The sequence below is a fragment of the Deinococcus gobiensis I-0 genome, from assembly GCF_000252445.1.
In the GTDB taxonomy this organism is placed as follows: domain Bacteria; phylum Deinococcota; class Deinococci; order Deinococcales; family Deinococcaceae; genus Deinococcus; species Deinococcus gobiensis.
Window position 1 is genome coordinate 2,223,540 of sequence record NC_017790.1, and the last position, 15,641, is coordinate 2,239,180.

Here is a 15,641-nt window from a genome sequence, read left to right on the forward strand (position 1 = left end):
CGGATGAGGGCAGCAGGACTCAACTGGCAGGGACTCATGGAGCAGCTCCAGGGTGCCCTGCCCTACGCCGAGGTGACCGAGGCGTCGCTCGCGTATTTCAAGTATCCCAAACGCACGGTGAGCGTGAACCTGCCGGTGCGCATGGACGACGGCCGCGTGCAGGTGTTCCGGGGCTACCGCACGGTGCACAGCACGGCGCGCGGCCCCAGCATGGGCGGGGTGCGCTTCAAGGCCGGGGTCAGCGCCCACGAGTGCGAGGTGCTGGGGGCCATCATGACCCTCAAGGCGGCGGTGGCCGACCTGCCGCTGGGCGGGGCCAAGGGCGGCGTGGACGTGGACCCCGAGGCGCTGAGCCCGCACGAGCTTCAGGGCCTGACGCGGCGCTATACCTCCGAACTCGTGGAGCTGATCGGCCCCGGCGAGGACGTGCTGGCCCCCGACGTGGGCACCGACCAGCAGGTCATGGCCTGGGTACTCGACGCCTACGCCGAGAACACCGGCGAGACCCAGGGCGGCGTGGTGGTCGGCAAGCCGATGAGCCTGGGCGGCAGCTACGGCAGCAAGGACGCCCGGGGCCGCAGCGCCGCGCTGGTCGCCGCGCGCGTGCTGGAACACAATGGGGTGCCGCTGCACCGGGCGCGCGCCGCCGTGTACGGCTTCGGGGACGTGGGCCGCAAGGCCGCCCAGACCCTCGCCGACCAGGGCGCCCTGGTGGTCGCGGTCAGTGACCAGCACGGCGCGGCCTACGCCAGCGGCGGTCTGGACCTGGACGCCCTGTCGGCGTGGCGCGAGCAGAGCGGCAGTGTCGAGGGCTTCGGTACGGCGATCACGCCCGACGAGCTGCTGGGCCTGGACGTGGACGTGCTCATGCTCGCCTACGACTACGGCACCATCAACGCCGGCAACGCCCACGCGGTGCGCGCCCGCTACGTCGTCGAGGCGACGAACCGCGCCGTACTGCCCGAAGCCGAGCGCTTCCTGGCCGAGCAGGGCGTGACCGTGCTGCCCGACCTCGTGGCCTCTATCGGCGGGCTGGTCGTCAACTACCTCGAATGGGTGCAGGACGCCAGCAACTTCTTCTGGACCGAAGAAGAGATCGAAGCCGCCATCGACCAGCGCGTGAACGCCGCCGTGGACACCGTGACCGAATTCATGCGGACGCGGCAAGTCGGCATGCGCACGGCCGCCTACGCCATCGCCCTGAACCGCCTGCACAGCGCCACGGTGATGCGCGGGGTGTATCCGTAAGCGTCCGCCGCCCTGACCGGCCCCCCCGTTTCCCTTTCGTCTCCCGACAAGGAGTTGCCCCACCATGACCACCACCCCCGAACCGGCCAACCTGACGCCGGATCAGAAGAAATACGGCGCCCACGACATCCCCAGCTACCTCGACCCCAACAACATCGGCCCCTACGAGATCTACCTCGAACAGGTCGAGCGCGTCACGCCGTACCTCGGCAAGCTGGCCTACTGGGTCGAGACCCTCAAGCGGCCCAAGCGGATTCTGGTCGTGGACGTGCCGGTGCATCTCGACGACGGCAGCGTGGCCCACTTCGAGGGCTACCGCGTGCAGCACAACACCTCGCGCGGCCCCGCCAAGGGCGGCGTGCGCTACCACCAGGACGTAACCCTCTCGGAAGTCATGGCGCTCTCGGCCTGGATGACGGTGAAAAACGCCGCCGTGAACCTGCCCTACGGCGGCGGCAAGGGCGGCATCCGCCTCGACCCGCGCAAGTACAGCCAGGGTGAGCTGGAGCGCGTGACGCGGCGCTACACCTCCGAGATCGGGCTGATCATCGGGCCGGAAAAGGACATCCCCGCGCCGGACGTGAACACCGGCCCGCAGACGATGGCCTGGATGATGGACACCTACTCGATGAACGTGGGCCGCACCGCGACCGGCGTGGTCACGGGCAAGCCGGTCTCGCTGGGCGGTTCGCTGGGGCGCGGCGACGCCACCGGGCGCGGCGTGTTCGTGGCGGGCGCCGAGGCGATGCAGAAGCTCGGGATGCCGCTCGAAGGCGCGCGCATCGCCGTGCAGGGCTTCGGCAACGTGGGCGAGGCCGCCGCGCGCATCTTCCATGAGCACGGCGCGAAGGTCGTGGCGATCCAGGACGTGACCGGCACCATCTACAGCGAGGCCGGCATCAACCCGGCGGTGGCGCTGTCGCACCTGCGCGCCACCGGCAGCATCCTGGGCCTGGGCGGCACCGAGGAACTGACGCGCGAGGACTTCTGGGGCGTGCCCTGCGACGTGCTCATTCCGGCGGCGCTGGAAAAACAGATCACCCTGGCGAACGCCGGGCGCATCCAGGCCCGACTGATCGTGGAGGGGGCCAACGGCCCGACCATCCCGGCGGCCGACGACCTGCTGTCCGAGAAGGGCGTGACCGTCGTCCCCGACGTGCTCGCCAACGCGGGCGGCGTGACAGTGAGCTACTTCGAGTGGGTGCAGGACTTCAGCTCGTACTTCTGGACCGAGGACCAGATCAACGAGCGCCTCGACCGCATCATGCGCGACGCCTTCCGCAGCCTGTGGGACGTTAAGGAGCGCCACGGCGTCACCCTGCGCACGGCCGTGTACATCGTGGCCTGCACGCGGGTGCTCGAAGCGCGGGCGCTGCGCGGCCTGTACCCATAAGGCGCACAACCCACACCCGGCAAGAGAAAGAGGCGAAACCCGTATTCGCCTCTTTGTTCTGCGAGCCATACGCCACACGCCGGGCACCTTTCCCCCTACCCTGAGGCCGTGCCTCCCGAACTGACCGAGCTGCTGGAGTATTTTGAGCCGTTTTCGCTGCTGCGGCGGGACCTGCGCGGAGCGGCGACGCTGCTCACGCCGGGGGTGAACGTGCTGGCCCTGAACGCGGCGTACCTGCCCGCTGACGGCGAGGCGCTGATTCCCCTGCTCGGCGCGTGGCAGCGCGAACATGGCACGCCGCCGCTCGTCGCCTCGGTCACGGCGCTGCCCGGCGAGGACGTGGGCGGCGTGCGGGTCGGCACGTACCTGCCCCAATCCGAGCCGGGAGTGATCGCGGTCGAGCAGGTCTCGCGCCTGGGGATCGCCGCGTGGGCCGGCGTGCTGGCCGAGGCGCACGGCACACCCGCGTGGGCCGGCGCACTGGCCAGCCACTTCGGCGCGCGCCTGGAGGGGAGGCGTGACTCTGCGCTGCTCATGGCCTACGCGGGGGGCGAAGCCATCGGGGCGCTGCTGTGGCGGGCCACGGCGCAGGGGGGCGCGGCGCACCTGTGGGGCACGCTGGACCCCGCCGCCGACGCGCCGCTGCTGAACATGGCGGCCGAACTCGGCGGCGGCTCCCTGCGCGCCAGCCTGCCCGACACCTCTCCCCTGACGGTCACGGACGAGGCGGTGGTGGTCTTCACGCGGCCGGCAGGGCAGGCCGGGCCGGCGCTGGACTGACCGTCTCCCGCTCAGCCCAGGTGGGACAGCACCGTTTCTGCGCCGGTCACGTGGTCGCCCACGCCGACCTGCGGCGTCGCCCCCTCGGGCAGCGCGACGAGCACCATCCCGCCGCCCTCGGCATAGGCGGCCTTGTTGCCCGCGCGGGCCGGGTCGCCGGGGCGCAGGAAATTCAGGGTTTCGGCGTGGCTGCCCTGGTCGGGCAGGGCGACCGTCACCTCGCCGCCCTCCGGGGCGCGCAGGGTGAAGGTCAGGCGCGGCCGACCCAGCGCGGGCACCTCGGCGGGCTGGCCCAGCAGCAGGCGCGCGCGGGCGCCCAGGCCCAGGCCGGCCGCGCCGCCCTGCGCCGCCAGGGCGTCGGAGAATTCGGCGCGCACGACCTCGCCGCCCACCGGCTGATAGAGGTACTGCACGTCCAGCGGCCCCACGTACACCCCCAGCACCCAGCCCGTTGCCGGAGCTTCGGGCCAGCCGAGCAGCGCTGCCGCCGCCCCCTGGCCCTCGACCTGGCCGTCCGTCACGCGGCGCACGAGCAGCACGCGGCCGTCGGCGGGGCTGAGAACTGCGCCTGCCGCAGGCGTGGGCAGGCGCACCGGGTCACGGTAACGGTAGACCCCGCGCACATAGAGCGCCGCAGCGGCGGCGACAGAACCCAGAAGCAGAAGGCGGCGGGGAACACGCATGCCCCCAGTGTAGGGCACCGCTCCCCGCCGCCTCCCCTGAAGGATTTACTGAGAAACGTAGATCTGAACGGTGTTCAGCAGGTCGGGCTGCCCGGCCCCGGCCCCCTCGGTGCGGGTCAGGCCATTGACCACGTCCTGCCCCGAGAGCACCTGCCCGAACACAGTGTACTGCCCGCTCAGGAAATCGGCGGGGGCCAAGGTGATGTAGAACTGGCTGCCCTGCGAGTCGAGGCTGGCGGCGCGGGCCATGCCCAGCACCCCGGCCTTGTCGAAGCGCAGGCCGTTGTTCACCTCGGCGGCGAAGTTGTAACCGGGGCCGCCCGTGCCCCACTGGGCCTGCAGTGCGGGATCGCTGCTCTGGGGGTCGCCGCCCTGCGCCACGAAGCCCTCGATCACGCGGTGGAAGCGGGTGCCGTCGTAGAAATGGTTCAGCGCCAGGAACACGAAGTTGTTCACGGCGACCGGGGCGGCCTTGGCGTTCAGCTCCAGCACCACGTCGCCCTTGGCCGTCTTCATGACGGCGCGGTAGGTCTTGGCCGGGTCGATGACGTTCTGACTTCCCGTGAAGCGGGTCACGCGCGCGGCGCTGAGGTAGGGCACGGCCGTGAAGCCCGTCATGGCCGCCGTGCCCGTGGCGGCGGGGGTGGTCGCGGCCGGGGTCGTCGCATCGGGGGTCGTGACCGGGGCCGGGGCCGTACCGGTGGCCGCCGCGTCCGTGGCCGTGCTGGAAGCCGGAGCCGCCGTGCCCGTCTGGGACGTCGCCGCGCCCGTGCCCGCCGCCGTCGCCGCCGTTCCCGCCGCGCCGCTGTCGGCCGTCAGCGCCAGGGTGCCGTTGGGCTGGAGGGTATAGGTGCGCGTCACGGCGGGCATCGTGGGCGCGCAGGCGGCGAGGCTCAGACCGATCAGGACCAGCGGCAGACTCTTCAACATGCCCCACAGCCTACCCGGCGGCAGATGTGGGGCATGGGAGAAAAATTGTGAGAACGTCCATGCTCCGGCCCTCAGCGGGCCTTCACTCCAGCGGCAGGCTGGTCGTGTATTTCTCCTGCTTGACGATGATGGTGCTGTCGGTGTTGCGCACGCCCGGAATGGCCGCGAGCACCTCGACCAGAAAATTCTGGTAGGCGTCGAGGTCGGCCACGCACACCTTGAGCAGGTAGTCGGTGTCGCCCAGGCACAGGTAACACTCCAGCACCTCGGGGCGGGCACGCATCTTGTCGGCGAAGTCCTCGAAGCCCTGCTTGGTCTGCTTGTCCAGGGTCACGCGCACCATGACCATCAGATCGCGGTTGACCAGTTTGGGGTCGAGCAGCGCGACGTAACGGTGGATCACGCCTTCTTCCTCCAGCCGCCGCACCCGGCGCAGCGTGGGCGCGGGCGTCAGGCCGATCTCGTCGGCGAGTTCGGTGTTGGGGATGCGTGCGTCGCGCTGGAGGATGGACAGAATGCGGCGGTCGGTGGCGTCCAGATCGGGGGCGGAGTGGCGCTGCATCATGGAAGCGTATTCTAGCAAATCGGCGCAATCCTGTTGCCCTGCTCATCCATATAACGCCCCTGGGCGCAATCCCGATCGTCCGTTCCCCTGCTACCATTGCGCCACACCGACAGACATCTCGCCCGCAGGCCCCCTGCGCGGCGCGGAGGAGTACGCCTATGCGAATTGGACTGCCCAAGGAAATCAAAGTCAAGGAAAACCGCGTCGCCCTCACCCCCGGCGGGGTCGGCACCCTGGTCCGGCGCGGCCATCAGGTCACGGTCGAGCGCGGCGCGGGGCTGGGCAGCGGCATCGCCGACCACGAGTACGAACAGGCCGGCGCGACGCTGGGTTCGGCCGCCGACGCCTGGGCCGCCGAGATGGTGGTCAAGGTCAAGGAGCCGGTCGCCAGCGAGTACGGCTACCTGCGCCCCGACCTGCTGCTGTTCACGTACCTGCACCTCGCCGCCGACCGGCCGCTGACCGACGCCCTGATGCAGAGCGGCACGGCCGCCGTCGCCTACGAGACCGTGCAGCTCCCCGACGGCAGCCTGCCCCTGCTCATGCCCATGTCGGAAGTCGCGGGTCGCCTGAGCGTGCAGGCGGGCGCGTACCACCTGCAAAAGCCGGTGGGCGGACGCGGCGTGCTGCTGGGCGGCGTGCCGGGCGTGCAGGCCGGACACGTGGTGATCGTGGGCGGCGGCGTCGTGGGCACCAACGCGGCCAAGATGGCGATGGGCCTGGGCGCCAAGGTGACGGTACTCGACGTGTCGCACCGCCGCCTGACCTACCTCGACGACGTGTTCTTCGGCAAGCTGACCACCATGATGAGCAGCGAGGCCAACATCCGCGCCCTGCTCCCCGAAACCGACCTGCTCATCGGCGCGGTCCTCATTCCCGGCGCCAAGGCCCCGCACCTCGTGACGCGCGACATGCTGCCGCTGATGCAGGAAGGCAGCGTCATCGTGGACGTGGCGGTGGACCAGGGCGGCTGCGTCGAGACCATCCACCCGACCACCCACGACGACCCCACCTATCTCGTGGACGGCGTGATCCACTACGGCGTGGCGAACATGCCCGGGGCCGTGCCGCGCACGAGCACCTTCGCCCTGACCAATCAGACCCTGCCCTATGCCCTGCTGCTGGCCGACCACGGCCTGAATGCCCTGCACCGTAATCCGGCCCTGCTGCGCGGCCTGAACACCCTGCGCGGCCAGCTCACCTACGCGGGCGTGGCCGACGCGCTGGAACTGCCCAGCGTGACCCCCGAAGCGGCGCTCGCGGGCTGAACGCAGGCGCAGGGCGGGCGAGGAGGGACAGGGTCTCCCCTGGCCCGCCCTGCCGCCGCCGACTGTTCAGTTCGATGCCGCCCACAGCGGTGTTCAGTGGCATTGAGGGGCGGACGGGCCGCCCCCCGACGCCACTTCCAAGCCCGGCCCTTCTCAGGTGCTCGGTCCCTCTGGATTCTGAGCTCAGCTCACCGCCGCGCGCAGTTCGCCGGGCGTGACCGGCTCGGTGAGCAGGCGCGCGAAACCGGCGTGGCCCTCCTTCGCCACATAGCGCCGCACGAGGTCGCCGCCGACGCTGTAGGTGAAGATGTACGAGCGCATGTTCGGCACCGAGATGAAGCGCAGCGTCTGGCGGGCGCGCTCCTCGCTGGCGACGGCGTAGGTACGGATGAAGTCGAGCACCTCGGCCTCGCCGGCCCCCTCGCCGTGCAGCATCCGGGCGGCCTCGCCGCTCACGCCGCCCAGGCTCCGGCGGGCGCGCTCGGCGGCCAGGAAGGCGCGCAGGTCCTCGGGGTCCAGGCCCGCGAGCGCGGCGAGGTCGCCGGTCAGCCAGGCCTCCGCCTCGGCCTCGTCCATCACGGCGCGCAGGGCGTTCACAGCGATGCCCTCACTCACCACGCACTCGGGCGCGTTGATGAGCTGGACGCTGTGCTCGCGCCAGCCCTTCTCCCGCACCAGCCGGGCCTCCTTGGTCGCGTGCTCGGTGTGGTGGCCGGGATAGCCCTCGTGGGCCAGCAGGTCGGGCAGCGCAGGCAGCAGTACCGGCAGGTCGGTGTTGATCTCGATAAGGCTCTGGAGGTTGCCCAGCGGCCAGTTGTAGCCGCCCCAGGGCTTGTCCCGGACCAGCCCGATGGTGAAGTTCTCGCCCTCCGGCAGCCCGAAGCGCTCGCGGGTGCGCCCGCGCAACTCGTCGAGGATGGGCGCGGCGACCCGCAGCAGGTCGGCCTCGCGCACGGCCAGCCGGCCCCGCAGCGCCGCGTCGCGCCCGGACAGGGAGCCGGCGCCGGGCAGCGCGGCGTCAAGGTCACGCAGGGCCACGTCCAGCGCCGCGCGGTCCGCGACCGGCACCTCGATGTCGTACAGGCCGCGCGCCTCCTCGGCGTAGGGCAGGGGCGCGCCGGTCAGGCGGCGGGTCAGGGTGTGCATGGCGCGCGCCTGCACGAGCAGGAAGGCGCGGCGCGTCTCATCCTCGACGCCGCCCACCTCGTCGATCAGGGCCTCGGCCTCGGCCTTCAGGGCCGCCGGGTCGCGTGGGGTGCGGTCGGCCCATTCGGCGGGGCCGCCGTACCCGTCGATGAAGCCCTCCGAGTGCGCGTCGATGGCGTGGGCGAGCCTGATGTACCGTTCGGCAATGTCCATGCGCCGGAGCATAGGGCGCGGCGGCGCGCAGGAGTCCCCGGGAGCGGGACAGGCGCGCGGCGGGTTTCAGTCGCCCACGAACACCATCCGGGGAAACTGACCCGCCTCGCCGGGGTCTCCCAGGCCCGTCTCGGCCCCGTCGCGCAGCTTTTTCAGGGCCAGGGCCACGCTCGGCCCCTCGCCGTACATCTGCGCGGCCTCGTCGGTGAGCAGCAGTTCCAGCCCCCGCCCCCCCGCCTCGGCGCGCAGCAGCCGCCCGCCGCGCACGGGCCGCTCGGTCACGGCCACGCCCGCCGGAAAGCCGGCCAGCTCCACCTGATGCGCGAAGTCGGGATCGGGCTGGCCGGAGGTCGGGGTCATCGGTTCATTGTGCGCCGCGCAGCCAGGATGGGGGCGCAGGCATCAGAAACGGTCAAGTGGCCGGTGCGCAACCCGACGTGGGCCCGCCCCTCAGGAGCGCGACGGAAAGGCGAGGTAGCCCTCGAAGAGTCGGCGGTGGAACTGCCGGCTCGGCCGCTCGGTCAGCGTGCCCTGCATCACGCCGTTCTGGGTGGTGACCTGCACCTCGCAGCGCCCGTTGTTCAGCAGGCAGGCGCGGCTCAGGGCTTCCAGATCGGTGAGTGACCCGCCCTTGGGCAGCCCGGTGGTGTCGGCGGAAATCGTGAGCCGCTTGTTCGGGGCGACGTGGTACTGACCTTCCAGAGTAAGCATCCCTACACCTTACGGCCTGTGGGCCAGCGCAATTGCGGCCCAGACCGGACCCGGCTGCCCCGCCGCCTCCGCCGAGTGTGCCCGCCGCGCCTGCGTCCCCCGGCGAAGCCCGCTATGCTCGCGCGCATGACCCTGTTCGACCCCCCGGCCCCCCTGGCCGAGCGGCTGCGCCCGCGCAACGTGGCCGAGGTGGTCGGCCAGAGCAAGCTGCTGGGGCCGGGCCGCCCGCTGACCCGTGTGCTGGCCTCGGGCCGTCTGGGCAGCCTGATCCTGTGGGGGCCGCCGGGGGTGGGCAAGACCACGCTCGCGCGCCTGATCGCCGGGGAGGTCGGGGCGCACTTCGTCGCGCTCTCGGCCGTCTCGGCGGGCGTCAAGGACGTGCGCGAGGCGGTGGCCGAGGCCGAGCGGGTGCGCGGGCGCGGGCAGAAGACGGTCCTGTTTCTCGACGAGATCCACCGCTTCAACAAGGCGCAGCAGGACGCCCTGCTTCCCCACGTCGAGTCGGGCCTGCTGACATTGATCGGCGCGACGACCGAGAACCCCAGCTTCGAGGTGAATCCGGCGCTGCGCTCGCGTGCCCGCACGCTGGTCCTGGAGGCCCTGACACCCGAGGAGATTCGCGGCCTGCTGGAGCGCGCCCTGACCGACCCGCGCGGGCTGCCGGGCGTGGGCGCCGAGGCGGGCGCGCTGGACCTGCTGGCCCGGCTGGCCGACGGCGACGCACGCCGGGCGCTGAGCACCCTGGAGGTCGCCGCGACCCTGAGCGACCCCGTGACCGAGGACGCCGTCACCGAGGCTTTCGGGCGGCACCTGCCCCAGATGGACAAGAACGGCGAGGACTTCTACAACCTGATCTCCGCGCTGCACAAGAGCGTGCGCGGGTCGCACGTGGACGGCGCGCTGTACTGGCTGGCCCGCATGGTCGAGGGCGGGGCCGACCCCCTGTACGTCGCCCGGCGCGTGGTGCGCATGGCCGCCGAGGACATCGGGCTGGCCGACCCTCAGGCGCTGCGGCTGGCCATCGCCGCGCGCGACACGGTCGAATTCCTGGGCAGCCCTGAGGGCGACCTCGCGCTGGCGCAGGCGGTCGTATACCTCGCCCTGGCGCCCAAGAGCAACAGCGTGTACGTGGCCTGGAAACGCGCGCTGGACGCCGTGCGTGAGGGCGAAACCCTGCCCATCCCCCTGCACCTGCGCAACGCCCCCACCGCCCTGATGCGCGTTCAGGGCTACGGCCAGGGGTACGCCTACTACTTCGACGACCCCGAGGGCTCCTTCGCGCAGGACTACCTGCCGGGGGGCGCGCGGCTGGACCTCTACGCCCCGACCGGCGAGGGCTGGGAGGCGCGGGTAGAGGGGCGCTGGCGCAAATTGCAGGAGGCGCACGGCGAGGCCCCGGAGCCGGAGGAATCAGAGGACACCGCACCAGGGGCGCCGTAACTCTGCCGGAGCCCTCAAACCCGGCAAGGCCCGGCGACTCTTCCGGACACCGTATGACCCCGGCGCTCCTCACCTTCACCCCCTTTACGGCCGCCGACGTGCAGCGGCTCACGCGCTGGCTACAGGCCCCGCACGTGCGCGCCTTCTGGGACGACGGCGAGCGCGACGAGGCCGCCGTGGCCGCGAGCTACGGCCTCCCGGACAGCGAAATGTGCTCATGCGGGTGGACGGGCGGCCGGTGGGCTTCCTCCAGACCGTGGAGGTCGGCCCCGGTGGCCGAAAGCTGAGCGTTCGCCGACCACTGGCAGGGGCGGCGGCCCGGGCTGCGGCGGCTGGTCATCGACCCCGACGAGCGCAACGTACGGGCACGCCGGGCGTACGAGAAAGCGGGCTTCGTGGCTGCCGGCGTGCTGGACGGGGACGAGGGCAACCGCCGCCTGATCCTCACCCGCGAGCTGCCCTGACACCTGCCCTGAAAAAAGCCCGCCTCCTCCGGGAAGAGGAAGACGGACCGGGTGGTGCGGAAAATGGGCGCGGCGCTGGCTCCCGCGTCGGAGCCGTGGTCGTGAAGGGTGCAGGGTGACAGGTCAGCGGTGAACAGTGCTGGGCTGCCGGGTAAAGGGGGTGACGCGGCCCCGCGCGTCTCAGCCTCCGACTCGACGAACCCCGCCGGAGGAATAGGGTTTGGCCCCCGCCCGCGAAAGGCAGCTGCCGGCCCGTCCCCACTGTGCGCCCCGGCACGCCAGGGGTCAAGCGCCCCAGGAGCCCCACCCCAGGAACCGGATCAGGGCAGCTCGGTCTGCCAGTTGGCCTGCTGGATCTGGACCTCCAGCTCGCGCCGGGCCTTGGCGAGCGCGTCGGCCTGGGCCTGAAGCTCGCGGGCGGGCAGGGTCGCCACGAGCTTCAGTTCGCTGCGGCTGTAGCGCTCCTGGGGCGTGCTGACCCCGGCAACCAGCTGGCGCAGGGTGGTCAGGCGCAGGTCCAGCAGGTCGCGGCTCACCAGCGCGTCGGTCAGGGTCTGGCCGTTCGGCAACGTGGCCGCCAGGTTGGCGCGGTGGATGCGCGGCAGCAGGGCTTCGAGGGCCGCCGCCACCTCCATGAATTCCTGGAGCAACTGGCGGGGGTCCTCGGCGGGGGCCTCGCCCTCCTGCACCTTGAGGTTGTTCTGGAGCCGGGCCTGAAGCTGCGCGGCGCGCTTTTGCAGGTCGGCGCGTTCGATGAGGGCTTCGGCGAGTTTCATGCGCCCCAGGGTAGAGCATGAACCCCGCCGCAGTCGCCCGAATCCGGCTCAGCGCGCGGGCGGTTTGGGCAGCGAGTCGCCGTCGGCCAGCCGGATCAGCCACGCCATGAGCTGCACGAAGGCCAGCGCCATCGCCGGAATGCCCGCCACCATCATGATCCAGCCCGAGAGCTGCTGGTTTTCCAGCGGGGTCAGGTTCCACAGGCACAGGGCATTGACGTAGGGCGTATACAGCACGCGCGGCGAGTAGAGCCACACGGCCGCGACCGACATCATGGGCAGGGCGGCGAGCAGCCCGAACCACCCGCGCGAGCCGATGCTGGCCGGCTGCACGGCGGGCAGGGGCCGCAGGACCACCGCCCAGACGAGCAGGCTGCTCAGCAGGTACAGCGCGGGCAGGAGCTGCGCCGCCGAGTTGCTGACCACGCTGGCATTGAAGCCCGCCGGCACGTTCCAGAAGACGACCACCGCCGCCCACAGCGCCAGGGCCACCCAGGGATCGAGCAGCAGCCCCAGCACGCGCCCCAGCCCCCGGCGGGGGTCCAGGGCCACGGCGCGCGGGATGCCCAGCACGAGCAGCGGGGGCACCAGTTCGGCCAGCACCATCAGGCGGCCCATGTACAGCGCCATGCTCTGTCCGGTCAGGGCGCTGGCGCGGCTCTGCGTGACGAGCAGCCACAGGACCAGCCCCAGCCCGAACAGCGCGGCCTTCCAGATCGGCCAGCGGGCCCGGTCCACCTCGTGCCGCCGGGCAGCGGCAAAGCGCCAGAAATACAGGCCGCCCACCACCAGCGCGGCCACCAGCATCGGCCAGTCGGGGGTCAGGGCCAGCAGTTCGCCCAGGCCGGGGCTGAGGTTCACGCCGCCCGCCCCCGGGCCGCCCGTCACGGGGGCGCTCATGGCGCGGGATTCGCCATGACGTAGCGCACGTCGGCCGCCACGCGGTCCACCTGCGGCAGCTGGGTGTAGTCCCACAGCACCCGCAGCCTGCCGTTGCGGTCGATGAGGTACGAGGCGGTCGTGTGGTTGATCTGGTAGTCGCTGGGCGACTTCACGTCGGCCTTCTCATAGCCGACACCGTAAGCGCGGGCCACACCGGCCAGCTGGGGTTCGGGCACGTTCACGGCCGTCGCCTTGCCGAAGAAGTTCGCGTACTCGCGCAGGCGCGCGGGCGTGTCGCGCGCCGGGTCCACGCTGACCATCATCACGCGGAAGTTCGCCCGCTCGGCCTCGGGCAGGCTCTGGCGCACCTTGGTGAGGTAACTCAGGCTCAGCGGGCAGATGTTGGGGCAGTGCGTGAAGCCGAAAAACAGCGCCGTGGTGGTCTTGCCGTCCGGCGCGAAAGCGAAGGCGCGGTCGTCCTGATCCGTGCCCGCGAACGTCGTGGCGGCCGGGCGCGCGTCGTAGGCCGTCCCGAAGAAGGGATACGGATTCTTGAGCCGGGTGTAGCCCCACACGCCGCCCAGCAGCAGGGCGACCGCTCCGGCCGCCATGAGCGCCGAGACGTACCAGGGCCGCCCGGCCGGGGCCGTCTGGGGCGCGGCCGGTCCGGTCTCGCTGCTGTCGGCCGACCGGGAACCAGGGATGTGGGCCTGCATCTCAGGGCTTCCGGACGGTGGCGCCGACCGTCAGGCTGCGGCCATCACTGGTCAGGAGGCGCAGATTCAGCGTCTCGCCCACCTTCAGGCTCCGCTTGAGGTCCAGGAGCATGAGGTGGTCGCCGGTCGCGCTCAGCACCAGTTGGCCGCGGGCGGGGACGACCAGGGCGGCCGCCATCTTCATGCCGGTCATGGCGCCGGACTTGACGGTATTCATGAGCATGGTGCGGCCCGCGACCGCGCTGCGCACCCCCGTGATCTTCAGGGGCTGCGCGCCCGCATTGGTCAGGGTCAGGAACACCGAGGTCTCTCCGATGCCCGGCGGCACGGCGACGACGGTGGCCCCGCTGGCCCGCAGCGGCAGGGCGGCGCTGGACGCGGGGGCCGCCGTCTGGGCAGGCATGGACATGGGCATGGTGTGGCCCGGCATGTCATGGCCCGAATGCTGGGCCAGGGCGACGGGCATGAGGCTCAGGGCGGCGCAGGTCCACAACACGGACCGGCGAAGGACAAACGGCAATTCGGACATGCACAACCTCGTTTCGGCAGGTCAGGGGGGCAGGCACGGAAGCGGTTTCCTGCCTCTACTCCGCACCCGGAGACGTTGGGGGGCAGTCTAGCGGGGGCCGGCCGCCGGATTGTCCCCCTGAACGGGCCGGGCACGCGGGCCGGTTCTGGAACCCGTTCCATGCGGCGGGGTATGGTAACGGCGAGCGACATGCGAAAACCCACCATTCAAGACGTGGCCCGGACGGCGGGCGTGGGCGTCGGCACCGTTTCTCGCGTGCTGAACAACCATACGGCCGTCAAGGACACCACCCGTGAGGCCGTGCTGCGGGCCATCGCGGACCTCGAATACACGCCCAATCCCCATGCCCGCCGCATCGCCGGGGGCAAGAGCTACACCATCAGCATCCTGCTGCCCGTCGTGACGACCGAGTTCTACGTGCGCCTGCTCGACGGCCTGGAGACCACCTTTCAGGAGGCGCGCTACGACGTGGCGATCTTTCCGCTGCTCGACCGCTCGCGCCTGGAGCGTTACCTCGGCTCGCACACCCTGGCCTACCAGGCCGACGGACTGGTCATGGCGACCTACAACCTCACGGGGCTGTTCGACCAGCACCGCCTGCGCACCCAGCAGCCCACCGTCCTGGTGGACGCCTACTCTCCGGCCGCCGACTGCGCCTACATGGACAACGTCTGCGGCGGGCGCGTGGCGGGCGAGTACGCCTGCACGCTGCCGGGCACGCTGTACGCGATGTGGGTCGAGACCGAACTCGACCAGCTGTTCACCACCCGCGTCTTCGAGGACCGGCGCAGCGGTTTTTGCGAGGCGCTGGCCGCCGCCGGGCGCGTCATGAAGGCCGAGTACGTCTCGAGCTTCGACAACCTCGCCGCCCGCCGGACCGCCACCCGGCTGCTCGACGAGGCCGAGCTGCCCTGCACGGTCTTCGCCTCGGCCGACCTGCTGGCCGCCGCCCTGATCGACGAGGCGCTGGAACGCGGCCTGCGGCCCGGCGAGGACGTCCGGGTCATCGGTTTCGACGATCAGCCCTGGGCCGAGAGCCGGGGCCTGACCACCCTGCACCAGCCGGTCGAGAAGATGGGGCAGGAGGCGGCCGCACTACTGCTCTCGCGCCTGAGCGGGCATCAGGGCCCGGCGCGCGCACGCAAGTTCTCGCCGGTCCTCGTGCGGCGCTCCAGCGCCTGAGCGCAGGGGTCGGGGGCCGCCCCCGACCCGCTCAGCCCTCCTTGAGCCATCCCTCAATATCGTCACGCAGCCGCGCGGCCAGCGGGTAGGCGAGCAGGGCGCGCAGGCGCTCGGGGTCGCGGCGCCGGGCGAACCACAGGTCGAAGACCTCCCCGACGGTGGGGGCACCCTCGGGAGCCGCGGAGACGGTCACGGCGTCGCCCTCCCCCAGCGTGCCGGGGCGCAGCACGCGCGCGTACAGCCCCGGGCGGCGCAGGGCGGCGAAGCGCTTGGCGAAGGCGGGATCGCCCATGTGGGCGGCCAGGGTCGCGCAGGGAATGCGCGCCGCCGTGACCTCCAGCCGCGCGTCCCCGAAGTCGAGCTGCGTGCCGATGCCCACCTCGGCCGACTCCAGGCCGCCGAGCAGCACGTTCTCGCCGAAGGTGCCCGGCGCAGGCCGCTCGCCCAGTTCCTCGGCCCAGCGGTCGTAGTCGGGGGCCGTATAGAGGTACACCGCCTGATCGGGGCCGCCGTGGTGGCGCGTGTCGAGCACGTGGTCGCCGCCCAGCCCCAGCTCGCCCAGCGGCACGCGCCCCGGCACCGGCCGCTTGTCGATACCGCTCGTGACGGCCTTCGCCCCGATCTGGACCGGAGCGGGGCGGCCCACCTGCACGCTGAGGATTCGCAAGGTCATGCCCCAGGCTAGAGAGCCGGTCCCGGCCCGCGCAAGTCCCGG

General features: G+C 71.7%; 18 protein-coding genes. 7 read left to right on the plus strand and 11 right to left on the minus strand.

The window, feature by feature from the left end; translation table 11 throughout:
* Positions 1 to 3: 3 nt before the first annotated feature.
* The 3 genes from DGO_RS10545 to DGO_RS10555 all read left to right on the plus strand — a co-directional run bounded on the left by DGO_RS10545 (position 4) and on the right by DGO_RS10555 (position 3,421).
* Positions 4 to 1,248: a Glu/Leu/Phe/Val family dehydrogenase gene (locus DGO_RS10545; protein ID WP_014685503.1), complete on the plus strand. Its 1,245-nt coding sequence runs from the start codon at positions 4 to 6 to the stop codon at positions 1,246 to 1,248.
* Positions 1,249 to 1,312: 64 nt separating this feature from the next.
* Positions 1,313 to 2,641, plus strand: coding sequence for a Glu/Leu/Phe/Val family dehydrogenase (locus DGO_RS10550; protein WP_014685504.1), 1,329 nt, complete (start codon positions 1,313 to 1,315; stop codon positions 2,639 to 2,641).
* Positions 2,642 to 2,749: 108 nt separating this feature from the next.
* Complete coding sequence (locus DGO_RS10555; RefSeq protein WP_043802018.1) at positions 2,750 to 3,421, plus strand: hypothetical protein; 672 nt, start codon at positions 2,750 to 2,752, stop codon at positions 3,419 to 3,421.
* An 11-nt stretch (positions 3,422 to 3,432) separates the two neighbouring features.
* Here DGO_RS10555 and DGO_RS10560 read toward each other — a convergent pair whose 3' ends face one another.
* The 3 genes from DGO_RS10560 to DGO_RS10570 form a co-directional block, all read right to left on the minus strand.
* Positions 3,433 to 4,104 carry a phosphatidylserine decarboxylase gene (locus DGO_RS10560; protein WP_014685506.1) on the minus strand — a complete coding sequence of 224 codons (672 nt, stop codon included), beginning with the start codon at positions 4,102 to 4,104 and terminating at the stop codon, positions 3,433 to 3,435.
* Positions 4,105 to 4,149: 45 nt separating this feature from the next.
* Complete coding sequence (locus tag DGO_RS23050; protein ID WP_085961066.1) at positions 4,150 to 5,034, minus strand: peptidylprolyl isomerase; 885 nt, start codon at positions 5,032 to 5,034, stop codon at positions 4,150 to 4,152.
* An 82-nt stretch (positions 5,035 to 5,116) separates the two neighbouring features.
* Positions 5,117 to 5,596 (minus strand): Lrp/AsnC family transcriptional regulator, encoded by a 480-nt coding sequence (locus DGO_RS10570; protein ID WP_394650644.1) that lies wholly within the window; start codon positions 5,594 to 5,596, stop codon positions 5,117 to 5,119.
* Between the two features lie 161 nt (positions 5,597 to 5,757).
* Between DGO_RS10570 and ald the strand changes: the two genes are divergently transcribed.
* Positions 5,758 to 6,867 carry an alanine dehydrogenase gene (ald, locus tag DGO_RS10575; RefSeq protein WP_014685509.1) on the plus strand — a complete coding sequence of 370 codons (1,110 nt, stop codon included), beginning with the start codon at positions 5,758 to 5,760 and terminating at the stop codon, positions 6,865 to 6,867.
* A gap of 183 nt (positions 6,868 to 7,050) precedes the next feature.
* Here the strand turns inward: ald and DGO_RS10580 are convergent, their stop codons facing one another.
* The 3 genes from DGO_RS10580 to DGO_RS10590 all read right to left on the minus strand — a co-directional run bounded on the left by DGO_RS10580 (position 7,051) and on the right by DGO_RS10590 (position 8,937).
* Positions 7,051 to 8,226, minus strand: a complete 1,176-nt coding sequence (locus DGO_RS10580) for a hypothetical protein (protein ID WP_145975305.1) — start codon at positions 8,224 to 8,226, stop codon at positions 7,051 to 7,053.
* 66 nt (positions 8,227 to 8,292) lie between these two features.
* A complete protein-coding gene (locus DGO_RS10585) occupies positions 8,293 to 8,586 on the minus strand; it encodes a hypothetical protein (RefSeq protein WP_050920777.1) in 294 nt (97 codons plus the stop codon).
* A 90-nt stretch (positions 8,587 to 8,676) separates the two neighbouring features.
* Positions 8,677 to 8,937, minus strand: a complete 261-nt coding sequence (locus DGO_RS10590) for a hypothetical protein (RefSeq protein WP_014685512.1) — start codon at positions 8,935 to 8,937, stop codon at positions 8,677 to 8,679.
* A gap of 126 nt (positions 8,938 to 9,063) precedes the next feature.
* On the opposite strand from DGO_RS10590, the gene DGO_RS10595 reads away from it, so the two are divergent.
* Positions 9,064 to 10,377, plus strand: a complete 1,314-nt coding sequence (locus DGO_RS10595) for a replication-associated recombination protein A (RefSeq protein WP_043803701.1) — start codon at positions 9,064 to 9,066, stop codon at positions 10,375 to 10,377.
* Between the two features lie 53 nt (positions 10,378 to 10,430).
* Positions 10,431 to 10,664: a GNAT family protein gene (locus tag DGO_RS10600; RefSeq protein WP_014685514.1), complete on the plus strand. Its 234-nt coding sequence runs from the start codon at positions 10,431 to 10,433 to the stop codon at positions 10,662 to 10,664.
* Positions 10,665 to 11,161: 497 nt separating this feature from the next.
* On the opposite strand, the gene DGO_RS10605 is transcribed toward DGO_RS10600, so the two are convergent.
* From DGO_RS10605 to DGO_RS10620, 4 genes are all read right to left on the minus strand, one after another.
* Positions 11,162 to 11,617 (minus strand): DIP1984 family protein, encoded by a 456-nt coding sequence (locus tag DGO_RS10605; protein ID WP_014685515.1) that lies wholly within the window; start codon positions 11,615 to 11,617, stop codon positions 11,162 to 11,164.
* A gap of 48 nt (positions 11,618 to 11,665) precedes the next feature.
* The gene (locus tag DGO_RS10610; RefSeq protein ID WP_050920778.1) at positions 11,666 to 12,517 is read right to left on the minus strand and encodes a cytochrome c oxidase assembly protein; all 852 of its coding nucleotides are present in this window, start codon (positions 12,515 to 12,517) and stop codon (positions 11,666 to 11,668) included.
* Positions 12,514 to 13,110, minus strand: a complete 597-nt coding sequence (locus DGO_RS10615; protein WP_014685517.1) for an SCO family protein — start codon at positions 13,108 to 13,110, stop codon at positions 12,514 to 12,516. Before DGO_RS10615 ends, DGO_RS10610 begins: the two co-directional genes overlap by 4 nt.
* 106 nt (positions 13,111 to 13,216) lie before the next feature.
* Positions 13,217 to 13,711 carry a copper chaperone PCu(A)C gene (locus DGO_RS10620; protein WP_043802028.1) on the minus strand — a complete coding sequence of 165 codons (495 nt, stop codon included), beginning with the start codon at positions 13,709 to 13,711 and terminating at the stop codon, positions 13,217 to 13,219.
* A gap of 222 nt (positions 13,712 to 13,933) precedes the next feature.
* Between DGO_RS10620 and DGO_RS10625 the strand changes: the two genes are divergently transcribed.
* Complete coding sequence (locus DGO_RS10625; RefSeq protein ID WP_014685519.1) at positions 13,934 to 14,926, plus strand: LacI family DNA-binding transcriptional regulator; 993 nt, start codon at positions 13,934 to 13,936, stop codon at positions 14,924 to 14,926.
* A 31-nt stretch (positions 14,927 to 14,957) separates the two neighbouring features.
* On the opposite strand, the gene DGO_RS10630 is transcribed toward DGO_RS10625, so the two are convergent.
* Complete coding sequence (locus tag DGO_RS10630) at positions 14,958 to 15,599, minus strand: MOSC domain-containing protein (RefSeq protein WP_145975306.1); 642 nt, start codon at positions 15,597 to 15,599, stop codon at positions 14,958 to 14,960.
* Positions 15,600 to 15,641 lie beyond the last annotated feature (42 nt).